This window comes from Rhizobium sp. H4, assembly GCF_003013335.1.
Classification (GTDB): domain Bacteria; phylum Pseudomonadota; class Alphaproteobacteria; order Rhizobiales; family Rhizobiaceae; genus Rhizobium; species Rhizobium sophoriradicis.
The window spans coordinates 33,563-54,165 of record NZ_PSOW01000022.1 but is presented as its reverse complement, the minus strand read 5'-3'; the positions used below and the strand labels follow the sequence as shown (position 1 = coordinate 54,165).

General features: G+C 58.3%; 18 protein-coding genes and 1 pseudogene. 17 read left to right on the top strand and 2 right to left on the bottom strand.

All coding sequences use genetic code 11. The annotated features are described in order from the left end of the window. The first annotated feature begins 12 nt into the window (after positions 1–12). The 4 genes from C4N04_RS27635 to C4N04_RS27620 all read left to right on the top strand — a co-directional run bounded on the left by C4N04_RS27635 (position 13) and on the right by C4N04_RS27620 (position 8,067). Positions 13–1,278, top strand: a complete 1,266-nt coding sequence (locus C4N04_RS27635; RefSeq protein ID WP_004671504.1) for an NAD(P)/FAD-dependent oxidoreductase — start codon at positions 13–15, stop codon at positions 1,276–1,278. Between the two features lie 295 nt (positions 1,279–1,573). Continuing rightward, positions 1,574–2,539: an AraC family transcriptional regulator gene (locus tag C4N04_RS27630; protein ID WP_008534397.1), complete on the top strand. Its 966-nt coding sequence runs from the start codon at positions 1,574–1,576 to the stop codon at positions 2,537–2,539. 292 nt (positions 2,540–2,831) lie between these two features. Further along, complete coding sequence (locus C4N04_RS27625; protein ID WP_008534399.1) at positions 2,832–5,093, top strand: methyl-accepting chemotaxis protein; 2,262 nt, start codon at positions 2,832–2,834, stop codon at positions 5,091–5,093. Between the two features lie 175 nt (positions 5,094–5,268). Further along, positions 5,269–8,067, top strand: a complete 2,799-nt coding sequence (locus C4N04_RS27620; RefSeq protein WP_106797503.1) for a bifunctional diguanylate cyclase/phosphodiesterase — start codon at positions 5,269–5,271, stop codon at positions 8,065–8,067. Between the two features lie 744 nt (positions 8,068–8,811). Here the strand turns inward: C4N04_RS27620 and groEL are convergent. Continuing rightward, positions 8,812–9,039, bottom strand: a pseudogene (gene groEL / locus C4N04_RS27615) (chaperonin GroEL); the annotation flags it as partial. 294 nt (positions 9,040–9,333) lie between these two features. On the opposite strand from groEL, the gene C4N04_RS27610 reads away from it, so the two are divergent. Continuing rightward, complete coding sequence (locus tag C4N04_RS27610; protein ID WP_037145473.1) at positions 9,334–10,254, top strand: zincin-like metallopeptidase domain-containing protein; 921 nt, start codon at positions 9,334–9,336, stop codon at positions 10,252–10,254. A gap of 773 nt (positions 10,255–11,027) precedes the next feature. Here the strand turns inward: C4N04_RS27610 and C4N04_RS27600 are convergent. Next, on the bottom strand, positions 11,028–11,399 hold the full coding sequence (locus tag C4N04_RS27600; RefSeq protein ID WP_042120136.1) for a hypothetical protein: 372 nt from the start codon (positions 11,397–11,399) through the stop codon (positions 11,028–11,030). A gap of 98 nt (positions 11,400–11,497) precedes the next feature. Between C4N04_RS27600 and C4N04_RS27595 the strand changes: the two genes are divergently transcribed. From C4N04_RS27595 to virB10, 12 genes are read left to right on the top strand one after another with little or no spacing between them, the layout of a single operon-like run. After that, positions 11,498–12,034 carry a hypothetical protein gene (locus tag C4N04_RS27595; RefSeq protein WP_011053366.1) on the top strand — a complete coding sequence of 179 codons (537 nt, stop codon included), beginning with the start codon at positions 11,498–11,500 and terminating at the stop codon, positions 12,032–12,034. Between the two features lie 3 nt (positions 12,035–12,037). Then, positions 12,038–12,706 (top strand): lytic transglycosylase domain-containing protein, encoded by a 669-nt coding sequence (locus C4N04_RS27590; protein WP_064820013.1) that lies wholly within the window; start codon positions 12,038–12,040, stop codon positions 12,704–12,706. Then, complete coding sequence (locus C4N04_RS27585; protein ID WP_007636189.1) at positions 12,703–13,002, top strand: TrbC/VirB2 family protein; 300 nt, start codon at positions 12,703–12,705, stop codon at positions 13,000–13,002. The genes C4N04_RS27590 and C4N04_RS27585 overlap by 4 nt, the downstream gene beginning before the upstream one ends. A 5-nt stretch (positions 13,003–13,007) precedes the next feature. Then, complete coding sequence (locus tag C4N04_RS27580) at positions 13,008–13,346, top strand: type IV secretion system protein VirB3 (protein WP_011053369.1); 339 nt, start codon at positions 13,008–13,010, stop codon at positions 13,344–13,346. After that, complete coding sequence (locus tag C4N04_RS27575; RefSeq protein WP_064820014.1) at positions 13,339–15,705, top strand: VirB4 family type IV secretion system protein; 2,367 nt, start codon at positions 13,339–13,341, stop codon at positions 15,703–15,705. Before C4N04_RS27580 ends, C4N04_RS27575 begins: the two co-directional genes overlap by 8 nt. Further along, positions 15,702–16,403, top strand: coding sequence for a P-type DNA transfer protein VirB5 (gene virB5 / locus C4N04_RS27570; protein ID WP_011053371.1), 702 nt, complete (start codon positions 15,702–15,704; stop codon positions 16,401–16,403). The genes C4N04_RS27575 and virB5 overlap by 4 nt, the downstream gene beginning before the upstream one ends. Next, a complete protein-coding gene (locus C4N04_RS27565; RefSeq protein ID WP_008537008.1) occupies positions 16,400–16,633 on the top strand; it encodes an EexN family lipoprotein in 234 nt (77 codons plus the stop codon). Before virB5 ends, C4N04_RS27565 begins: the two co-directional genes overlap by 4 nt. A 2-nt stretch (positions 16,634–16,635) precedes the next feature. Continuing rightward, a complete protein-coding gene (locus C4N04_RS27560; RefSeq protein WP_011053372.1) occupies positions 16,636–17,568 on the top strand; it encodes a type IV secretion system protein in 933 nt (310 codons plus the stop codon). A gap of 41 nt (positions 17,569–17,609) precedes the next feature. Beyond that, positions 17,610–17,891, top strand: coding sequence for a hypothetical protein (locus tag C4N04_RS32325; protein ID WP_081278376.1), 282 nt, complete (start codon positions 17,610–17,612; stop codon positions 17,889–17,891). A 1-nt stretch (position 17,892) separates the two neighbouring features. Next, entirely contained in the window at positions 17,893–18,564 is a 672-nt protein-coding gene (locus C4N04_RS27550; RefSeq protein ID WP_064820016.1) for a virB8 family protein, read from the top strand. Then, on the top strand, positions 18,561–19,418 hold the full coding sequence (gene virB9 / locus C4N04_RS27545) for a P-type conjugative transfer protein VirB9 (RefSeq protein ID WP_064820017.1): 858 nt from the start codon (positions 18,561–18,563) through the stop codon (positions 19,416–19,418). Before C4N04_RS27550 ends, virB9 begins: the two co-directional genes overlap by 4 nt. Positions 19,419–19,426: 8 nt before the next feature. Continuing rightward, entirely contained in the window at positions 19,427–20,599 is a 1,173-nt protein-coding gene (gene virB10 / locus C4N04_RS27540) for a type IV secretion system protein VirB10 (RefSeq protein WP_064820018.1), read from the top strand. The last annotated feature ends 4 nt before the right edge of the window (positions 20,600–20,603 follow it).

The window sequence follows — 20,603 nt, the reverse complement described above, 5'->3', positions numbered from 1 at the left end:
GAGGGAGACGAAATGGATACGCATCGAGTTGTCGTAGTCGGCGGTGGCTTTGCCGGACTCCAGTTAGCGAAGGACCTCAAGTGTCCCGACACTTCCATAACGATCGTCGACAGGCGCAACCATCACCTCTTTCAACCGCTCCTCTACCAAGTTGCCACGACTGTATTGGCAACCTCGGAGATAGCCTGGCCCATCAGAGCATTGTTCAGAGGACGAAAGGATGTATCGACGCTGCTGGGCGAGGTTGTTGGCGTTGATACCGAGGCACGCGTAGTATCGCTCAAGGATGGGAATGCTATTCCCTATGACACGCTCGTTCTCGCGACAGGTGCAAGGCACGCCTATTTTGGCCGGGACGAGTGGGAGCCGTTTGCGCCCGGGCTAAAGGCACTCGAAGACGCGACGACCATCCGGCGGCGGCTTCTTCTCGCGTTTGAGAAGGCCGAATTGGAGGCTGATCCCGAACGGCGGAAGGCAATGCTCACGTTCAGCATAATCGGAGCAGGCCCGACAGGCGTGGAGATGGCTGGGATTATAGCGCAACTGGCCCAACGAACCCTTGTTGAGGAGTTCCGTAGCATCGACACCAGATCGGCGCGCATCCTTCTCATCGAGGCAGGTCCACGTGTCCTACCCGTGTTCCCGGAAGCACTTTCGAGATATGCCGAGCAGTCGCTAATCAAGATGGGCGTCGAAGTGAGAACAGGCATTCCCGTGACGGCATGCAACGAGAACGGCATCGCGATCGGAGATGAGTTCGTTTCAAGCCGGACCGTCATCTGGGCTGCGGGGGTGCAAGCGTCGAACGCCGCCGCCTGGGTCGGTGCTGAAAAGGACAGGGCGGGTAGGGCGGTCGTGCAGCCAGATCTGACTGTTGGCGGTAAGCCCGAGATTTTTATTATTGGAGATACTGCCTCCGTGAAGGCCGCTGATGGAACACCCGTCCCCGGAGTGGCTCCCGCCGCCAAACAGCAAGGCAAATATGTCGCTTCGGTAATTGAAGCACGACGTCTGGGTACACCCACTCCAAGTGCGTTCAGATATAGGCATCTGGGAAACCTGGCTACCATCGGGCCGAATTCGGCTGTTATCGACTTCGGGAAAATCCGGCTCAAGGGCGGAATTGCATGGTGGATTTGGGGGCTTGCCCATATCTACTTCCTGATAGGTACGAGGAGCAGATTGGCAGTGGGACTAAGCTGGCTATGGATCTTTGTTTCCGGCCATCACTCCGCACGTTTGATCACGCAAAAAGAAACCTTAAAGGATGAGGTTTAGTCGCTAGCGCGAGCACGCCCGAGTCTGCTGGGCCGTGAATGGAGACCATCAAAGGCCAGACATTTGGGAATCGGTTGCGAAGCGATGGTTGGCAGCAGGTAACAATTCTGTCGGAGTTCCATATATAACAATGATTGATCTTCGCACTATCAACTTAGGCGACTTCGACTGCGTCGAATTCACGGCGAGGACTGGCCGCGACAAGTCAATTGCCCTGTCCGCCTGTCGTTAGCGATAGGCGGGCCTCATGCTTGAATACCGTTTCGGGAAGAAGTGATGATGTGGAGAGTTGAGAGTGTCCCCCTCTAAGATTGACCATTTCTCGCTCAAAGGTACCTGCAGCGAGGAACTCGCGGCAGCGCTTTCGAGGCTTTCCCCGCAATCTGAAGCGCATGTACATGGCGATAAGACGATCGCCTACGATGTACATGCGATTACCAATGGTCCGATTGCAGTTATTGCCGCGCACTACGAGGGCGACCTAACGGTCCAGCACCGGGGACCGGCGGAGGCAAACATCATCATGCTTCCACTACATGGGCGATCGGTCGTTACCGTTGACGGCAGACAAATCCCGTCAGAGGGAACGCGGGGCGTTTTCGTGAACAGTATGTCGGCGAGTACGACCCAATTCATTGGGCCCAGGAAACATTTGGGGCTTAGGATCGCCCATGATGAGCTGACGCGCCGTTTGGGATGTCGGCTCAATACGCCAATAAGAGGCAGCCTCGATTTTTCGCCAGAAATCGACCTATCGGTCGGGTTCGGCTCCCTTTTGGTTCAACTGGTACCAGTGCTGTATGCTGGATTACGAGACGGAACCCTCCTTCAATCACCGATAGCACTTCATCACCTCACTGAAACGACGATGGAGCTTTTGATCGAAGCTGCGCAGCATCGCTACTCATCTGAGTTATGCCGCGTTGCTGAATCACCCTTACCCAAGGCCGTTAAGCGGGCGGTCGACTATATGCGTGCCAATATTACTCGGCCGCTATCTCTTGAGGAAATCGCAACGGCTTGTGGCGTAAGCCGACGCACTCTTCAAAGCGGTTTTCGCAACTTTCGGAATACGACCCCTCTGGCATTCCTGCAGCACCTACGGTTGGAATTAGTGCATCAGGAACTGATGACAGGCGAACCTGGCCTCTCGGTCACGCAGGTCGCTCTGAAATGGGGCTTCGTGCATAGAGGCAGATTTTCTGCGGACTATCGCAAGCGCTATGGGGTACTTCCCTCGGAAACATTGCGTATATCATAAGCAGATTGCGCCGACCGAGCTACGATCAGCCGGCACGCTCGACCGTCCTCAAGGCTTGCAGCAACAGCACTCTCCAGAAAATCCGACTGCCTCGGCCCAAGATCTGTCTTGCAGATGATCCCCTGAACGCGACGATGTTCCGATCTGCGCAACGCAGTTCAAGACCACTACAGGGGTTAATCTTATAGTAATTATGCCGAGGTCATCTCACACATAGCGGTCAATGTCGCAATGTTCTGGACCGCGTCGCTAATGGAAGCCGGTGTAATTTATAGTCGTCTATGAGGAACATATGTCGAGACTGCCGCTATCTCTACTTTTAATGATTTTGGCAATTATCCCGTTGACGGCGTTCGTAATCATCGGAGTATCAACATCACTGGGATATTACCGAGAATACTCTACCTTCCGCAGCGCACAAACAACGCAGCGACTTGGGCGGGAAGGCGGATTCCTCGCCCAAGCTATAGCGGCGGAAGCGTTTGCAGGCGCCGACGTGCGTCGGGCAAAGCAAGCTGCATCGGACAGGGCTTTTACAGCGGTCTTTTCCGCTTACGACTCTTGGAAAAAGGCATTCGACGATCCGGCCATAGAACGGGCGGTACAGATCATTCGTGAAAGGCGGGACAATATCGATAGCTTCCGCCGGCGCGTCGATGACGGAACGGCTAGCGAGGCGGAGGGAGCTGTTGCTTTGCGCCCAGCTGCCCTTGCGGGCTTGGAGCTCGTCCGTCGCACTGGGGCGACTGTCAATGATTTGGATTTAGCACGCCAAATTACCGGTTTTCACGCGCTCATGCAGATCACGGAAGCTAGTTTGCTGGAGATCAGGCCCGGCCGAGCCTACGTCAAAAATTCAGCCATGTCCGTCGATCTATTTTCGTCCCTCTTACAGTCAAAAAATCTAAAGCAGCTTTATGTGCCTGCGATGCAGGAATTTCTCCCCGCCGATCTCGTCAAATCTTATGACGACTTCGAGGCCAGCGCCGCAGGCAAGTTCATCGCGGGCGTTCGCGATCAGATGTATGCAAACCAGCCGGGCGTTTCCTTCCCCCCCGAGACGTTGGATCGATGGAATGAAATCACCCAACAGCGGGCTGCTTTGTTGACCGCACTCATTATGCGCACCGGCGACGAGTTGGACGAGATGGCATTTCAGCGTTACGCCGATCTTCGCAATGCCTTTATCGGCTACTCCGGCGCCACGCTTCTGATCATGTCTACGGTACTCATTTTGTGCATTTCGGTCGTTCGGAGAATTTCAAGCTCCATTCGGACTCTGACAAGCCGAATGAAGGCACTCGCAGAAGGCGATACGTCGGCGCCGGTGCCCTTGACGATCCGACGCGACGAGATCGGGGACATGGCGCGTTGCCTTGAGTTTTTCCGCGGCGCGGCCATACAGAAAAGTAACCTGGAGACATCCGCGGAAGCTGAGCGCATTCGTTCTGACCAAGAGAAGCTGGATATTCAGGTAAGGGCGGAAAAAGAAGCAGAAGAGCGCCTCATCCGAGCGACGACGGCATTGGCAACCGGGTTGAAGCGGATGGCGGATGGAGACTTGATTTATGAGATTGAGGAGCCGTTAGCGCCACAGTTTGAAAGTTTGCGCAGGGATTTCAACGCTTCCATTCGTCAGCTCCGGGACGTGCTTGTTACCGTCGGCCATTCAGTCGAAACGGTCACGAATGGCAGCTCGGGCGTCTCGGCCGCATCTGAAAATCTTTCAAGACGCACGGAGCAGCAGGCGGCTTCGCTCGAGGAAACTGCAGCGGCGTTGGAGGAGATAACCGTCAACGTTGCATCGACCACGAAGAGGACGGCTGAGGCGCGCGGAGCCGTCCAACAGATGCGAGATCATGCGGAAATGTCCGGTCGGGTTGTACGCGATGCTATCGGCGCCATGAATCGCATTGAAAACTCCTCCAAGCAGATTTCCCAGATCATCAGCGTCATCGACGCGATCGCCTTCCAAACGAACCTCCTGGCGCTCAACGCCGGCGTCGAAGCAGCGCGTGCTGGCGACGCGGGAAAAGGCTTTGCGGTTGTTGCCCAGGAGGTCAGGGAGCTTGCACAGCGCTCAGCGACAGCGGCAAAAGAAATCAAGGATCTCATCGGCAATTCAGCTCTTGCCGTCGACGAAGGCGTAAGGCTCGTGAGTGAAACCGGATCGGGCCTGAGAACGATTGAAGAGCTTGTGCAGGATGTAAATCTTCATATGGACGCAATCGCAACGGCCTCCCAGGAACAATCGTCGGGCCTGCGCGAGATTAACGGCGCGGTTAACCATATGGACCATGCTACTCAAGAAAATGCGAGCATGGTCGCGGAGATGAATACTGCAGGATCGCACCTCGCTCAAGAGAGCCAAAGCCTAGCCGCACTGTTGAAACATTTCCACTTCAAAGACGAGAGCGGGAAGCCACAGAAGGTCACGGGCGAACTTGGGAAGAGCTTCCCGCCCGGTCAGACAATGGTTGACCGCGGAGACTATCCGATGCGCCGTGGTAACCTGGTGCTCGCGCCTTCGAATGATGATTGGCAAGCGTTCTAAATGATATGGGCGGCGTCGCCGACCACATGCAAATACACGTCTTTGATGATTCTGAATGAGAGCGATATCCCGGTGGGGTAGCGGCATGGTACTCCGCCAAATGAATTGTGCGGTCCTAACAAAATGCTGGCTTGACGCATGATTGCTCAGCCACGTGACAAAGCAGGACAGGCACATGAAACACGTACGTCAATCGGAACGCACATCCCGCCCCGAACAGCCTGTGGAAGTGCAGATGGCGACTGATGCTCAAATCGACCAGGGGCGTGGAGCCTTCCGCAACGCGGTCAATGCCAGCCCTCCGCTTGCCACGGGCACGGCCCCGCCATTTTCGGAAGCCTCCGTTGTCCGGCCATCGCACGGTCACGACGCAGATGTCGCAAGTCTGAAGCAACCGTTTGAGAAGGCTTTCCGGGCGAATCCCCGGCATCCTGCGACAAACCTCGACTTGCCATTCAACGCCGAAGAGATGTCCAGTGCCGTCGTACTCGACGCGATCCCGTTACCCGTCTTCTTCAAAAACAGAGATGGGATACACCTTGGTTGCAACAGGGCCTTCGAAAGCTTCTCCGGCCGCTCAAAGGGAGATATTATCGGAAAAACCGTTTTCGATTTGGTGCCCGCACCCATAGCCGAGACGTATGCCGCGTTGGACGAGGCGCTTTTTGCAAATGGCGGTGTTCAGCAATATGAAGCAAAGGCCACCACCGAGAATGGTGGTGTCGTTGATCTTTTACTCAGCAAGACCGCAATCACTGATATCGCTGGTAACAGGATCGGCTTGGTTGGCGCGATGTTGGATATCACAGAGCGAAAACGTGCGGAGCATGATCTTAAAGAGGCTCTTGAATTCGCAGAGGGAATTATTGCCGCCATTCCTGACGTTCTGTTCGAGGTAAATGCCGACGGTCGCTACCTGCAGGTCTGGGCAAGGAATCAGGAGATCCTGGCGCAGCGAAAAGAAGTGCTGCTCGGCAAGCTTGTCCGCGATGTGCTCCCTCCAGATCAGGCCGACATCGCTATGCTGGCTCTTGAAGAAGCCGATGAAACCGGCGCCTCCTACGGTCGTTGTGTCCGTATAGCCCTACCAAACGGCGAATCCCGTTGGTTTGAACTGTCGGTCGCAAGGCGACCAAGCAGCAATCACTCAACCGTCACTTTTCTGGTGTTATCTCGCGATATTACCGAACGAAAGCACGCCGAGGGCACGACTATTGAAGCTCGGGCTCGCCTCCTAAGTGTCCTGCAGACCATTCCGGATATGGTATGGCTGAAAGACGTAACAGGCAAATATCTGTTGTGCAATCATGCCTTCGAAGAATTGGTCGGCAAGGCAGAAGCGGAAATCGTCGGGAAAACGGATTATGACCTGTTTACTCCCGAACTCGCCCAGTTTTTTCGTGACAAGGATGAGGAGGCCATGCAAGCCGGCCGTATTCTCATCAATGAGGAACGGTTTACCGCTCACGAGGACGGTCGATCAACGCTTTTGGAGACTCGTAAGGTTCCGGTATTCACGGGGGGAAAGCTGATGGGGATCCTCGGCGTCGCCCGCGATATCACCGAACTGGACACGTCCCGTAAGAAAATCCATCAGATGGCATTCTACGATTCTCTGACCGGCCTGCCTAACCGGACACTTTTCAATGAACGGCTACGCGAGATGATCGGGGACGCGGCTTCGGCGGGCCAGCGAGCCGGGGTGATGCTGATCGACATGGACCATTTCAAAGCGATCAATGACACTATGGGACATCCCGTCGGTGACGAGTTGCTGCGGCAGGTGGCGACACGCATGAAAAAAGGCGTCCGTGCCAGCGACACCGTGGCGAGACTCGGTGGAGATGAATTTGCAGTCTTGCTGCCCAATGTTCAGGACAATGACGATTTGGCTCAAATTGCCAGCAGAATGCTTGCCGCATTCGGCGAACGCTTCATGCTTTCCGACAGGGAGATCTTTGTATCCTGCAGCATCGGGATATCGGTATTTCCAAATGACGGCGACGCTCCCGACGATTTGGTGAAATATGCGGATTCTGCGATGTATTTGGCGAAGCGCTCGGGGCGTAGCAACTTCCGCTTCTACTCAAAGGATCTCACGATTGGGGCTGAAAAGCGCCTAGCGCTAGAATCAGACCTACGCCTAGCTTTGAAACATGAGCAACTTGAACTCCATTATCAGCCAAAGGTCCTATTGGACAACGGAAAGGTGATCGGTTCAGAAGCACTGCTACGATGGCATCATCCGAAGATGGGATTGATCCCTCCGGGAGAATTCATAGGTGTCGCCGAGGAAACGGGATTGATCATCGATCTTGGACGATGGGTGCTGCATGAGGCGTGTTGCACGGCTGCCGTCATGAATGCAGATGGACTGCCCCCGCACAAGATTGCGATAAATTTGTCTCCTAAGCAGTTTCAATGCCCGCGTTTGTCGCAAACGGTGGCGGACGTATTGCAGGAAACCGGTTGTCGTGCGGAGTGGATCGAGGTTGAAATAACTGAGAGTCTCCTGCTCCATAACTGCGAGGTCGTTTCGACGACACTCTCTCAATTGCATGCGAGCGGAATTTCCATAGCGATCGATGATTTCGGCACCGGCTACTCATCTCTGAGCTATTTGGCTAACTTTCCCATTGATACCCTCAAAATTGACCGGTCATTCATCAATCGATCCGACAAGCGAAGTAGAGAACTGGTCAAGGCAATTCTCTCAATTGCGCGCTGCCTAGGGCAAAATGTAGTCGCTGAGGGCGTGGAGACGGTCGATCAAGAAAAATTCTTGGCTGAAAGCGGCTGCGCTGTGGCACAGGGGTTCTACTATAGCAAGCCCATCCCGAAGTCCGAACTTCTCGCTGCAAACGCAGTGCCCGAGTTCTCTCGCGGTGATTCCCATCTTACGCCGATGCCCGCAGAGGAAGGGGTGGCACTCATGCGCTTGCCTCCCGCATCTGTTGGGACCCGAACCGCGTGAAGCCTACGGCTAACAGCGCGCAGGATCCACGCCACCTGCGGCGCTGTTTATACCGCACTCATCCAACGGAAGCCCAAACTACTCTGGGCGATTGGATAAAACGCGGACCAACAGGAACTACTGAAAACTTCAGGTGCTTTGATGTTCCGAAATATGCAGGCCCTGTACCGAATTGCGCGACGAAACATACGTTGACGTGTTTTCGCTTTCGATTGCCATTGCAAAGACTTGCCCAGTACAATCTACTATTCTGAGTCAATATCGGCAAAAGCATAACTGTGCAAAAGCTCATCCCATTTCCCCATCCGAATAGAAATTCTGCGGATTTGAAAAGTTCAACTGCGAATTCGAATGGCTCCGGACATTTCGACATCATCCAATCGCTGAAGTCGGAACTTCACGATTTGGCTAGTGCCGTAAATCAGTTGGAGGCGCTATGTGAGTCATACCGATCCCAAGTTGATACGTGCTCGCAACCTGACTGAACGACTGAGCGTCCGCGCTTGTCATCGTATTCCCTATGACCCTCTCTGGGCGTGGCGGCCAGTGGTTCGTTGAATCTTGCCAAACGTTCCCGGATCCTACCACTTCCCGAAGACGGGAGCTTCAATTCGATCAACTCGAAACTTTCGGCCATTTGAACGGGTGGCGGAAAAAAACGCCAGCGATTGCGCCGTGATTTCGTAATGGTTCTGCCTATTTGCTGAAGGCGGTCGGCCGATTGGAATGCTCCATCAGACCTCAACTTACCGGCAGCAAGGACTGCAGGTTCGATAGCTTCTTTTCGTGGATGAGGATATACGGATCCTCGAACTCTACCCGCATCTTGTCCTGGTTGGCGACGAAGTAGGGGCTGAGGTACGCGGTCGAATTGCATGCGCGCGAAGACCACGAGTTTGGTCTCGGCGGTCTTGGCTTCCTCGACGAAATGGCACTCTCGTTGCTAACCTTCTCCATTGCGTCGACGAGGAACGGCCGCGCAAGGTCGATGCCACGCTTCGGGTCCATCGATTCATCCCGGACGCTCCCGCCTTGCGTAATAGACTGGATTTTTCATTTCTGCCTGGGTTTCAAACCAGTCTCGCCGTGGTGTTGCTGCATCCCGTCCTGCCCCGGCTTTTGGTCCTGCCAGGCTCGCGCCGCCCACAACGGCTTTGCCGTCCTCCACTTCGTTGCGGCCCTGCGGGTGCGGGCCGCGCTTGCAGCCCGGCTTTTGGACCGCCGTAGCAGGTCGCGATGGCCGCGACCTCGAACGGAGGTTCAGACATGAACAGGCAGCAATCCAATCAACGATCCGATATCTACAGCCGCATCACCACCAAGATCATCGCCGATCTCAAACAGGGCGTCCGTCCATGGACCAAGCCGTGGACGGCGGGAGGCGGGACGGCCGAGGTCAGCCGGCCACTGCGCCACAACGGCCAACCATACACCGGCATCAATGTTCTGCTCCTCTGGTCTGAAGCCATCGCCCGCGGCTTTGCATCGCCAAGGTGGATGACGTTTCGTCAGGCAATCGAGCTTGGCGGCGCCGTCCGCAGGGGCGAAACCGGCACAACCGTCGTCTTTGCCAGCTCTTTCATCCGCGCCGAGACGACGGAGACAGGCGCCGAAATCGAGCGGGATATCCCCTTTCTCAAAACCTACACCGTGTTCAACACCGATCAGATCACCGGGCTCAATGGCCTTGCCCATTCCATCGCCCGTGACCAGGATTGGATGAGCCGCATCGGTGCTGCCGGCCGCTTCTTTGCCAATACCGGCGCCCTGATCCGCCACGGTGGATCGGCGGCCTATTATGCTGCTGCTCGGGACTACATCCAGATGCCATGCGTCGACGCCTTCCGGGACGATGCCTCCTACGTCGCCGTACTCAGTCACGAGATGACGCACTGGACGGCTGCACCGCGAAGACTCGATCGGGATCTGAGCCGCTATGCGAAAGACAGGAGCGAACGCGCCCGCGAAGAGCTCATTGCCGAACTTGGTAGCTGCTTTCTCTGCGCCGATCTTGGTGTCGTTCCAGAGCTCGAACCGCGCCCCGACCACGCAAGCTATCTCGACAGCTGGCTCAAGGTTCTCGGCAACGACAAGCGCGCCATCTTTTCAGCGGCAGCTCATGCGCAACGGGCCGTCGACTACCTGCATGACCTGCAGCCGGATCTCAACAAGGAGGAGGCGGCTTGAGCCGCCTCCTTATCAGCCACCCGGACGCCGCCCACTGCCGCGACCCGACGGCCGCAAGCTCCTATCCCGCGAACCGGCGTCTAAAATCGTCACGCATTGACCTCGCGCAGCTAGTGGGGCGTATTCACCGGCATATTGAAGTGACGCGCGAAGTATTCCGACGGCGTCGTCATGCGGCCCCGTGGTGAGAACCAGCGCATCCCCTCGACCGTCGATGCTGAAAATCACGCGACTGTCCAGGCTTGTAACCTCCTCCGGCAGATCCTCCCTTAGCATCGCGATGGCGGAAGCCATCGTCCGCCGAGGGCGAACGAGAACGATGTCCCGCGCGAAGGAGTCGTCGTGCGTAGCATCGAGAGAAGCGTTGATGACAGCGGGTCGTCGGATGATTTATTTGGAACTAGCAAAAAATATTGCTTTGGCGCCCTCACCGGTAGGTCATGTTCCAGCCGAGTTCGCCGGTGCGCAACGCGCTCCATATGCTGAGCGGCGACGGAGATAGGGAACGCACGGGCGGGGGCAGTCGGTCCCGCCTCCCTTGACGGCCGCTATGCTGAGGCTCCTGCGGCTGCCCTTGTTCCGCCCTTAGCGGGGCGAGAATTCCCGAAATCCGCCTCACGGCGCCGCTATGCTGATTTCTCCGATACTCTTCATTGTTTGATTGAAACCCGCCTGCGGACGGGTTGCCTGATCGTCCCTGATGACTACCGGCAGCCATGCGATCGGGCTGGCGGATGATTCGCTATCTCGCCTCACTAAAGGCCGAAAATCAGTCAGTTTAACCCCGCCTCCTGGCTGGCGCGGAAAGAGCTCAGCTTGCTCAGGAGGTCCTGAGAGATCTCGAATTGCCGCGCCGTCCCCCGGCCCATGGCGTTCTTCCCCATCGTCTCCAAAAGCATTCCTCGCTTTACCAAAAGGTCGACCGTCTCCTTCACGCCGCTGCGTGTTAGCTCGGTAATCTCAATGATATTAGAGAGTGTTAGCTTCTGGTGGGCCTGAGTCATCGTGTAGAGGATCGTCATCATGCCGATCTGCTTCAGCCTCGCCTGGGGGGTCTCGTCCTCCAGCGGATGGTCGAGGATCTCATGGAGAATGAGTCCGGAGAAGGCAAGGTTGTGCCATTGCGTTTTAATCGCGCTTGTCATGTCATTTAACTGTGTTATATACGGCAGTATGAATGCGGGCAGGCAGATTGGGTCTCCCGAAACGCAATAGGGCGCCATCGTCTCGAAGGATCCTGTTCATGAAAAGCCTTCTCCTGAATTCACTGCTTACGATCTGCTTCGTTGCGCCACCCTATCTTATTTTCGGCAGCAAAGCGCGGGCCGAGGACTGGGGATGCCAGGTTATCCTATGCCTTTCCAATCCCGGCGGGCCGACGCAATATGCAGAATGCCGGCCGCCGATCCAGAAGCTGTGGCGGGAGCTTGCCGAGGGGCACTCATTCCCGACCTGTAGCGGCGTCGGTTTTCAGAGTTCGCGGCCGGGCTATGAACCCTATTATTGCGATGCGGGGTACAAGCTCACGACTGATAGCGGTCGCGGCGGTCGGCAAGCAACCTGTGTGTCGACATCGCCGCAGCCGGTGAGCAACAGCCTCTGCTGGGATGGGAACGACTATACTTCCCGCGACAATTCTGTCCTGTCGCCACATTGGCAGCGCGTGGACGGGCACCGCCAGTGCATGGGCTATCCGATAAGTCGTCCGAATGTGCGATCGCAGCCGCACTATGTCGATGTCACCATCGACGGCGCCGGTAAACAGCGCGTTTGGTACTGACCGATGGGTGCTGCATTCGTCGAAATCGCGCAAACCTGTGCGCCGATGGTTCAGGTGCAGACGCTGGCCGGCGTTGTTAGCCTCGAGAGCCGGTTTCAGCCCTTCGCCATCCGCATCAACAGCGGCCCACCACTCGCTGCTCAACCCGCATCGAAGGCGGAGGCGATCGAGGTTGCCACGTCCCTGATTGCCGATCGCCAGGATATCCAGATCGGCCTTGGCGGCCTTGGCATCGAGCACCTTCAGAAACTAAAGCTATCCGTCGCCGACGCCTTCGATCCCTGCCGGAACCTCAAGGCCACGGCCACGCTTCTCGACGGATACTACCGCGCCGCATTACGCGCGGGGGATCCGGCTCAGGCCGAAAGGGTGATGCTCCAGTCCTATTATGGCCGCGATGATCCATCCCTCGGCGCCATGGCCAAATATGACGAGCAGGTACGCCAGGAAGCAAAGCAGTTATCGCCAACGCTTGCCTCGCTCACCATTGGCGAACGCGGTGACCAGGCCGGGTCGGGCGGGCAGCCACAGGATGAGGTGGTACCAGCACGTCCCGAACCGCCTTTACAACCCTCCCAAACCGTCGAGGCCCCATCCTGGGACGTGTTCAGCTCAGGGCGGCAATCCTCGGTTCTCGTTTTCCAGAATGATCGATCGGAGCAAAGTGAATGATCTCCAAAGCCCCTCTTCGCCCCCTTGCCGCATCCACGCTGATGGCGGCCGCCATTGTCATCTGCCTGGTCGAGCCAGCCTTCGCCCAGGCCGCCGGTATCGAAACCGTTTTGCAGAACATCGTCGACATGCTGACCGGCAATATCGCCCGCCTACTGGCCGTCATCGCCGTCATCATTATCTGCATCGCCTGGATGTTTGGCTACATGGATTTGAGGCGGGCCGGCTTCTGGATCATCGGGATCGGCGGCATTTTCGGCGCCACCGAGCTGGTCAATACCATCGTCGGGAATTGAGCGCTATGGCGAGCATTCCGAGTCTCGAAGACGACACGTTGTTTCTCGCCTGCACGCGCCCGGCAATGATCGCTGGCGTGACGATGGAGGCGATGGGCGTCAACATCATGCTGACGACCATCCTTTATATCACTGCGGGATCAATCGCCTACGCGCTGGTCGGTATCGTTTTCCATGTCCTGTTTCGCGCGCTCGTCAAGCACGACCACAATATGTTTCGGATCCTGATTGCGTGGATCGAAACCCGTGGCCGCTCCCGCAATACCGCGTATTGGGGCGGCGCCACGCTCTCGCCTCTGACGCTCACCCGGCGTTATGACGAAAGGGATCTCAGCTTTGTCTAACATTGCGACGCTCCGGTCGCGCGAGCTAGGGCCGGAGACCTTCATTCCCTATGTCAGGCATGTCGACGAGACGACGATTGCGCTCGAATCCCGAGCGTTGATGACAATGATCGCTCTCGACGGCGTTTCCTTCGAGACATCAGACGTCAGGGATCTCAACGGCCTGCACCGCAGCCTGAACACGCTCTATCGCAATATCGCCGACGAGCGACTGGCGCTCTGGACGCATGTGGTGCGCCGCCGCGACAATGCCTATCCCGAGGGACGCTTCGCCAATCCCTTTTCCGACGGTCTGAACGCGCGATATCGGGAGCGGATGGTGAATGAAGACCTGTTTCGCAACGATCTCTACCTCACCCTTGTCTGGCATCCCGGCCGGGATCCTGCCGAAAAGGCGGCCAAGCTTCTCTCCCGGCTGCGCAAGGCCCGCCGATCCGATACCGAGCTCGACGGGCAGGCCCTGAAGCATCTGCGTGACCGCGTGGCGGATGTCGTCGCCGGCCTGAAGCGCTTCGAGCCGCGGCTGCTCACCCTCCACGAACAGGACGGGATCCTGTTCTCCGAGCCGAGCGAAGTGCTCCACCAGATCGTCGGCGGCCGGCGGGAGCCGATCCCATTGACGGAGGGACGAATTTCCTCGGCAATCTATTCCGACCGGGTCATTTTCGGGCGCGAGACCGTCGAGATCCGTCACGAGGCCGACAGCCGCTATGCCGGCATGTTCGGCTTCAAGGAATATCCGGCGACGACGCGCAGCGGCATGCTCGACGCTATCTTGACCGCACCTTTCGAGCTTATCCTGACGCAGTCCTTCGCTTTCACCTCAAAGGCCGATGCCCGCACGATCATGGGCCGCAAGCAGAACCAGATGGTCAGCGCCGGCGACAAGGCGGCCTCACAGATCGAGGAACTCGGCGAGGCGATGGACGATCTCGAATCCAATCGCTTCGTTCTCGGGGAACATCATCTTGCGCTTGCCGTCTTCGCGCCCTCGGTCAAGGAACTGACTGATCACATGGCGAAAGCGCGGGCCTATCTCACCAGCGGCGGCGCGGTCGTCGCCCGCGAGGATCTTGGGCTCGAGGCTGCCTGGTGGGCGCAAGCGCCGGGCAATTTCCGCTACCGGGCGCGCTCGGGAGCGATCACGTCGCGCAACTTCGCAGCCCTTGCTCCCTATCATTCCTATCCGGCGGGCAAGAAGGACGGCAACGAGTGGGGACCGGCGGTCGCCATGCTCAAGACCGCGTCCGGCTCGCCCTTCTATTTCAACTTTCATCACGGCGATCTCGGCAACAGTTTCGTCTGCGGTCCGTCGGGTGCCGGCAAGACGGTGCTCTTGAATTTCATGCTGTCCCAGCTCGAAAAGCATGATCCGCATATGGTCTTCTTCGACAAGGACCGCGGCGCCGATCTCTTCGTACGCGCGGCCGGTGGCACCTATCTGCCGCTCAGAAACGGTGCCGCCACCGGCTGCGCGCCGTTGAAAGCACCGGAATTCACTGCGGAAAACAAAGTATTCCTCACCGGCTGGATCGCCAAGCTGGTGCGACCCGCATCTGGAGAACTATCGATCACCGAGTTGCGCGACATCGCCTCGGCGGTCGACGGGGTGGCGGACCTGCCGGTGGAGCGTCGCTCCATCGGCGCCCTGCGCACCTTCCTCAACAACACCGATCCCGAGGGCATTGCCGCGCGTCTCCGACGCTGGGAGAGGGGCGGGCCGCTTGGTTGGGTCTTCGACAACGAAGCCGACGATATCGGCATTGGCGCCAGGTTCATCGGCTACGACATGACCGATTTCCTCGACAATGAGGAAATCCGCACGCCGTTGATGGCCTACCTGTTCTATCGCATCGAGCAACTGATCGACGGGCGTCGCATCATCATCGTCATCGACGAGTTCTGGAAGGCGCTGCAGGACGAAGGCTTTCGTGATCTCGCCCAGAACAAACTCAAGACGATCCGCAAGCAGAACGGTCTCATGCTGTTTGCGACCCAGAGCCCGCGCGATGCCATCGTCTCGCCGATCGCCCACACGATCATCGAGCAGTGCCCGACACAGATCTTTCTTCCGAACCCGCGCGGCGACCGCGCCGACTATGTCGACGGCTTCAAGCTGACGGAGCGCGAATTCGAGCTCGTCTCGCGCGAACTCTCCGTCGAGAGCCGCCGGTTCATCGTCAAGCAGGGGCACAACAGCGTTGTCGCCGAGCTGAACCTCAACGGCTTCGACGACGAACTTGCCATCCTCTCCGGCCGGACCGCCAATGTCGAGCTTGCCGATGCTATCCGTTTGGAGATCGGCGAGGGACGGGAGGACTGGCTTGCCGTGTTTCATCAGAGGAGGAAGACAGCATGATCCGAACAGGAACGATGCGGCCATTGTTTGTATCGGCCGCTCTTTTGGCGTCGGCGATGCTAGCATCGGCGCAGGGCATCCCCGTCATCGATCAGACATCGATCGCCAAGCAAATCGAGAGCATCGCGCAGCTGAAGTCCCAGCTCGACGCCTTGAACCAGCAACTCCAACAAGCCCAGCAGCTCTACGGCTCGCTGAACAAGATCACCAACATGGCCGACGTCGCCAACCTGCTGAACGATCCGTCGATCCGCAAGGCGCTTCCGCAGGACTTCAACGCGATCGAGGGGCTGTTCAAAGGTTCCGGCAGCGGCGTCTTCGGTAGTTCCGCTTCCAAATTCCTTCAAGACAATTCCACCTACCGCACCGATGCCGACGATTTCTATGCGCAGGAACTGTCGCGCATCCAGAACCAGAACGCCGGGCAGATGAGCCTCGGCCGGCAGATCTACGATGCGGCGACCAAGCGCATCGGCGGCATCGATGAGCTTCGCCAGAAAATCTCCGGTGCTGCCGACGCCAAGGACATCGCCGATCTGCAGGCCCGCCTCCAGGCCGAAACCGCCTTCTTGCAAACCGACGTCTTGCGCATGCAGGGCCTGCAGATGGTCCAGCAGGCCCAGGTGCAGGTCGATGACCAACGCAAGGCCGAGGACTGGCGCAAGCGCATGGACACGATGGGAGCGGCGCTCAAATGAAGTGGCTTCTTTTTAGCGCGGCAATGCTTTTTCTGGCGGCCTGCTCCCCGCAGGCGGAGAAGATTTACACGGTCGATGAGTTCATGGCGGACGATGCTCTGCTCGCGAAAATCATCGGCGAATGCCGTAACAATCCCGGAGAACTCCGTGATACGCCCAATTGCCGCAACGCCGAGGCGGCCGACGGCAAGCTGCGGCTGGAGCGGATGGGCAAATCGTTGGGAGGCTGACGATGTATCAGGTCTTCAGCTTCGTCGACGGGCAGTTCAAGGCACCGCTCGAGAACTTCATTTCGTCGGGCACCTCCAATATCGCCAGCTGGGTCAGCGGCCCGCTGACGGCCGCACTTACACTTTATGTCGTGCTCTACGGTTATCTCGTTCTGCGCGGCTCCGTGCAGGAACCGATCCTCGAATTCGCTTTCCGAGCGATGAAGCTCGCCATCATCGTCATGCTGGTGAGGAATGCCGGCGAGTATCAAACCTACGTCACCAATATCTTTTTCGATGCGCTGCCGCACGAAATCTCGCAGGCGCTGAACTCCGGCGCGGCGCCGAGCGCCTCCACATTCGACAGCCTGCTGGATAAGGGCCAGAGGTGCGCCAAAGAGATATGGTCGCGGGGTTCGTGGCCTATCGATATCGTCACCGGCGTGGGCGGCCTGCTGGTTATCGGCGCAAGTTTTCTTGTCGCGGCGATCGGTTATATAGTTTCGCTCTATGCCCGGCTGGCGCTTGCCATCGTGCTGGCAATAGGTCCGATCTTCATCGCGCTCGCCATGTTCCAGTCGACCCGCCGATTCACGGAATCCTGGATCGGCCAACTCGCCAACTTCGTCATCCTGCAGGTGCTGGTGGTGGCGATCGGCTCGCTGCTGATCACCTGCATCGACACGACGTTTACGGCGATCGAAAGCTATAGTGACGTGCTTATGCGGCCGATCGCGCTCTGCGCCATTTGCGTTGCCGCACTCTACGTCTTCTACCAACTGCCCGGCATCGCTTCAGCTCTCGCGGCGGGCGGGGCGTCGCTCACCTACGGCTACGGCGCCGCCCGCGATGCGCATGAAAGCACGCTCGCCTGGGCGACATCCCACACAGTCAGAGCGGTCGGCCGAGGCGCGCGTTCCGTTGGCCGCCGCCTGACTCCAGGCCGGACCGAATGACGGCCACCAACGCTTCAGACAATTGAACAGGTTTTTTTGGGATGCTCCGTATCGTTTTATCGTTTTTGCTGACCGCCGGTCTCGTAGGCTGCGGTTCGATTTCCCACCCGTTGCCCAAATGTGATGGTTATTCCCGCCGGCCGCTGAACCGCGCCATGTGGCAATGGCAGGACAGTGGAGGCGAGCAGCCGGCGACCCGGGCCGTTCCCGCTGAGCCGACCAGTCACGCCGCCGCCTATGTGCCGGAACCATCTTCAGCCACACCGGCCGCTTTCGCGCATTTCGATGTCGCGGGCTCCTACCGTCCATGCGAGGGCGAATGACATGGTGACCACGAATAACCTCAAAAGTTACTTCGACAAAGCCCGCCGGTTCGATCAGGACCGGATGATCCAGGTCGAGCGTTCCGCCCGCATCGCTTGGTTCGTCGCTGCTTGCGCCGGCACGCTTGCTGCCGTTTCCGTCTTTGCCGTTGCCGGCCTCACTCCTTTGAAAACCGTCGAGCCTTTCGTCGTGCGGGTCGATAATTCCACAGGCATCGTTGACGTAGTCTCGGCGCTGACGTCGGCCGCCGGCACCTACGACGAGGCCGTCACCAAATATTTCGCGGCCAAATATGTCCGCGCCCGCGAGGGCTACGTCTGGAGCGAGGGCGAGGAGAATTTCCGCACCGTCGCCTTGCTGTCGACGCAGCCGGAACAGACTCGATTTGCCGCAGTCTACCGCGGCAGCAATCCCGATTCCCCGCAGAACATTTATGGCCGCAGCGCCACGTCGCGGATCAACATTGTTTCCATCTCGCTGATCAACGCCAATGTGGCATCCGTCCGCTATATGAGGACCGTGACCCGCGGTGACGAGGTGCGCACCACGCACTGGGTTACGACCCTGACCTTCTCCTATGCCAACGCTCCGATGTCCTCGACCGACCGGCTGACCAATCCGCTCGGCTTCGTCGTCAGCGAATATCGCGCCGATCCGGAGGCCATCAATTGAGACTGCACTTTCTCCTTCCGCTCATTCTGACCACCGGGTTTTCGTCTGCAGCGCTCGCCCTCGAGACGCCGCGCGGCGCCGCGCAGGACAACCGCATCCGTTTCGTCGACTACCAGCCCTATAACATCACCAAAGTCGTCGGCACGCTGCGGTCTTCGGTGCAAATCGAATTCGCCGCCGACGAGGAAATCGCTCATGTGGCGCTTGGCAACAGCGTTGCTTGGGAAGTGGCGCCGGCCGGCAACATCCTGTTCCTGAAGCCCAGGGAAAATCAGCCGGTGACGAATATCTCGGTCGTGACGACACGACGGGACGGCTCGACCCGCAGCTACCAGATGGAACTCACTGTCCGCGACGGAAGCGTTGAAGCCGGTCAGAACACCTTTTTCTATGTGAAATATCGCTATCCCGCTGATGAAGCGGAGCGGCACCGCCAGGAAGCAGCTGCGCGCGCGCAGGCGGCGCAGGCCGGTGAGGCCGATCGCGTGCTTGCCCTTCACGAAGCCTATGGACCGCGCAACTGGCGTTATTCGGCGCAAGGATCCCAAGCGCTCGAACCGCAAGCGGTCTATGACAACGGCAAGGTCACGACCTTCGCCTTCGCCGGCAACCAGGAAATGCCGGCGATCTATATGGAAAATTCCGACGGCAGCGAAAGCCTGGTCTCGAAGTCGGTCGACGGCAATCTCGTCCTTGTTCACGCGATCAGCCGCAAGTTCATCCTGCGCCGGGGCGGCGACGTGCTTTGCGTCTTCAACGAAGCCTACGATCGCGTCGGCATCAATTCCGAGACCAACACGACGTCACCGTCGGTCGAGCGCGTCGTCAAAGTGCCGCCCGGCGCGGCGCAATAGGAGGTGACATGGCCGAGGAAGAGATTGCCCAGATTCCGGGCGAGCGGGCCGAGACGGCGGCCGGTGGCCGGCTCGACAATAACCCCACCCTCAAACGCGGCACTGTCGCGTTGGCGATCGTCGTCTTTGTCGCCTTCGCTCTCTGGTCGATGCGAGGGCAGGACAAACCGTCAGACGGTGCCCAGCCGGAGCGCGTTGTCATCCGGCAGACATCGGATTTCGAACCGGCGAAGGAGCCACAGCCGGTGGCGACACCGCCGCAATTTCAGCTCCCGACGCCTGTCGCCGCCGAGCAGGCGCCGACCGAGGATGACAAGCTGCTCGACGCTGCCCGCCGTGCGCCGGTCATCGCCTATGGCGGCGAGAAATCGCCGGCCACGCGGCGGCAGGATCAGGGCGAGGCGTCGGATCAGGCCTCGAATTACGTGCCGCTCGGCGCCAATCCCGGCGGCTTCGCCTCGCAGGGTGAAAACGAAGACCAGCGCTTCAACCGCTTGCTGACGCCGACGCAGTTGCAGGGATCGCGCGCCGGCACGTTGGGCAACCGCGATTTCATTGTCGCAATGGGGACATCCATTCCTTGCGTTCTCGAGACCGCGCTCTCCTCCGATCAGCCAGGGTTCACGAGCTGCGTCATCAACCGGGACGTTCTCTCAGATAATGGCCGTGTGGTGCTGATGGAAAAAGGCACGCAGATCGTCGGAGAATATCGCGGCGGTCTTCGCCGTGGCCAAAAGCGCCTGTTCGTTCTCTGGAACCGGGCGAAGACGCCGAAAGGCGTGATCATCACTTTGGCTTCGCCGGCGACCGATGCGCTTGGCCGGGCCGGCATCGATGGTTATGTGGACACCCATTGGTGGGAGCGGTTCGGCAGCGCAATGCTCCTGTCGATCGTCGGTGATGCCAGTTCCTATGCCAGCAGCCGGCTGCAGGACAGCGACGTCGAAGCGCAAAATACCACCAGCGCCGGTCAGCAGGCCGCGGCGATCGCCGTCGAGCAGTCGATCAACATTCCGCCGACGCTCATGAAACATCAGGGCGAGTTGGTTTCGATCTTCGTCGCACGCGACCTCGACTTCTCAAGCGTTTATCGGCTTCGCGTGACCGAGCCCCGCAATCGCGTCTACGACCGTGCTGTCCTTGGGGATTTCAGCCCCTCCTCGAAGCTCGTGACAAAATAGGTTC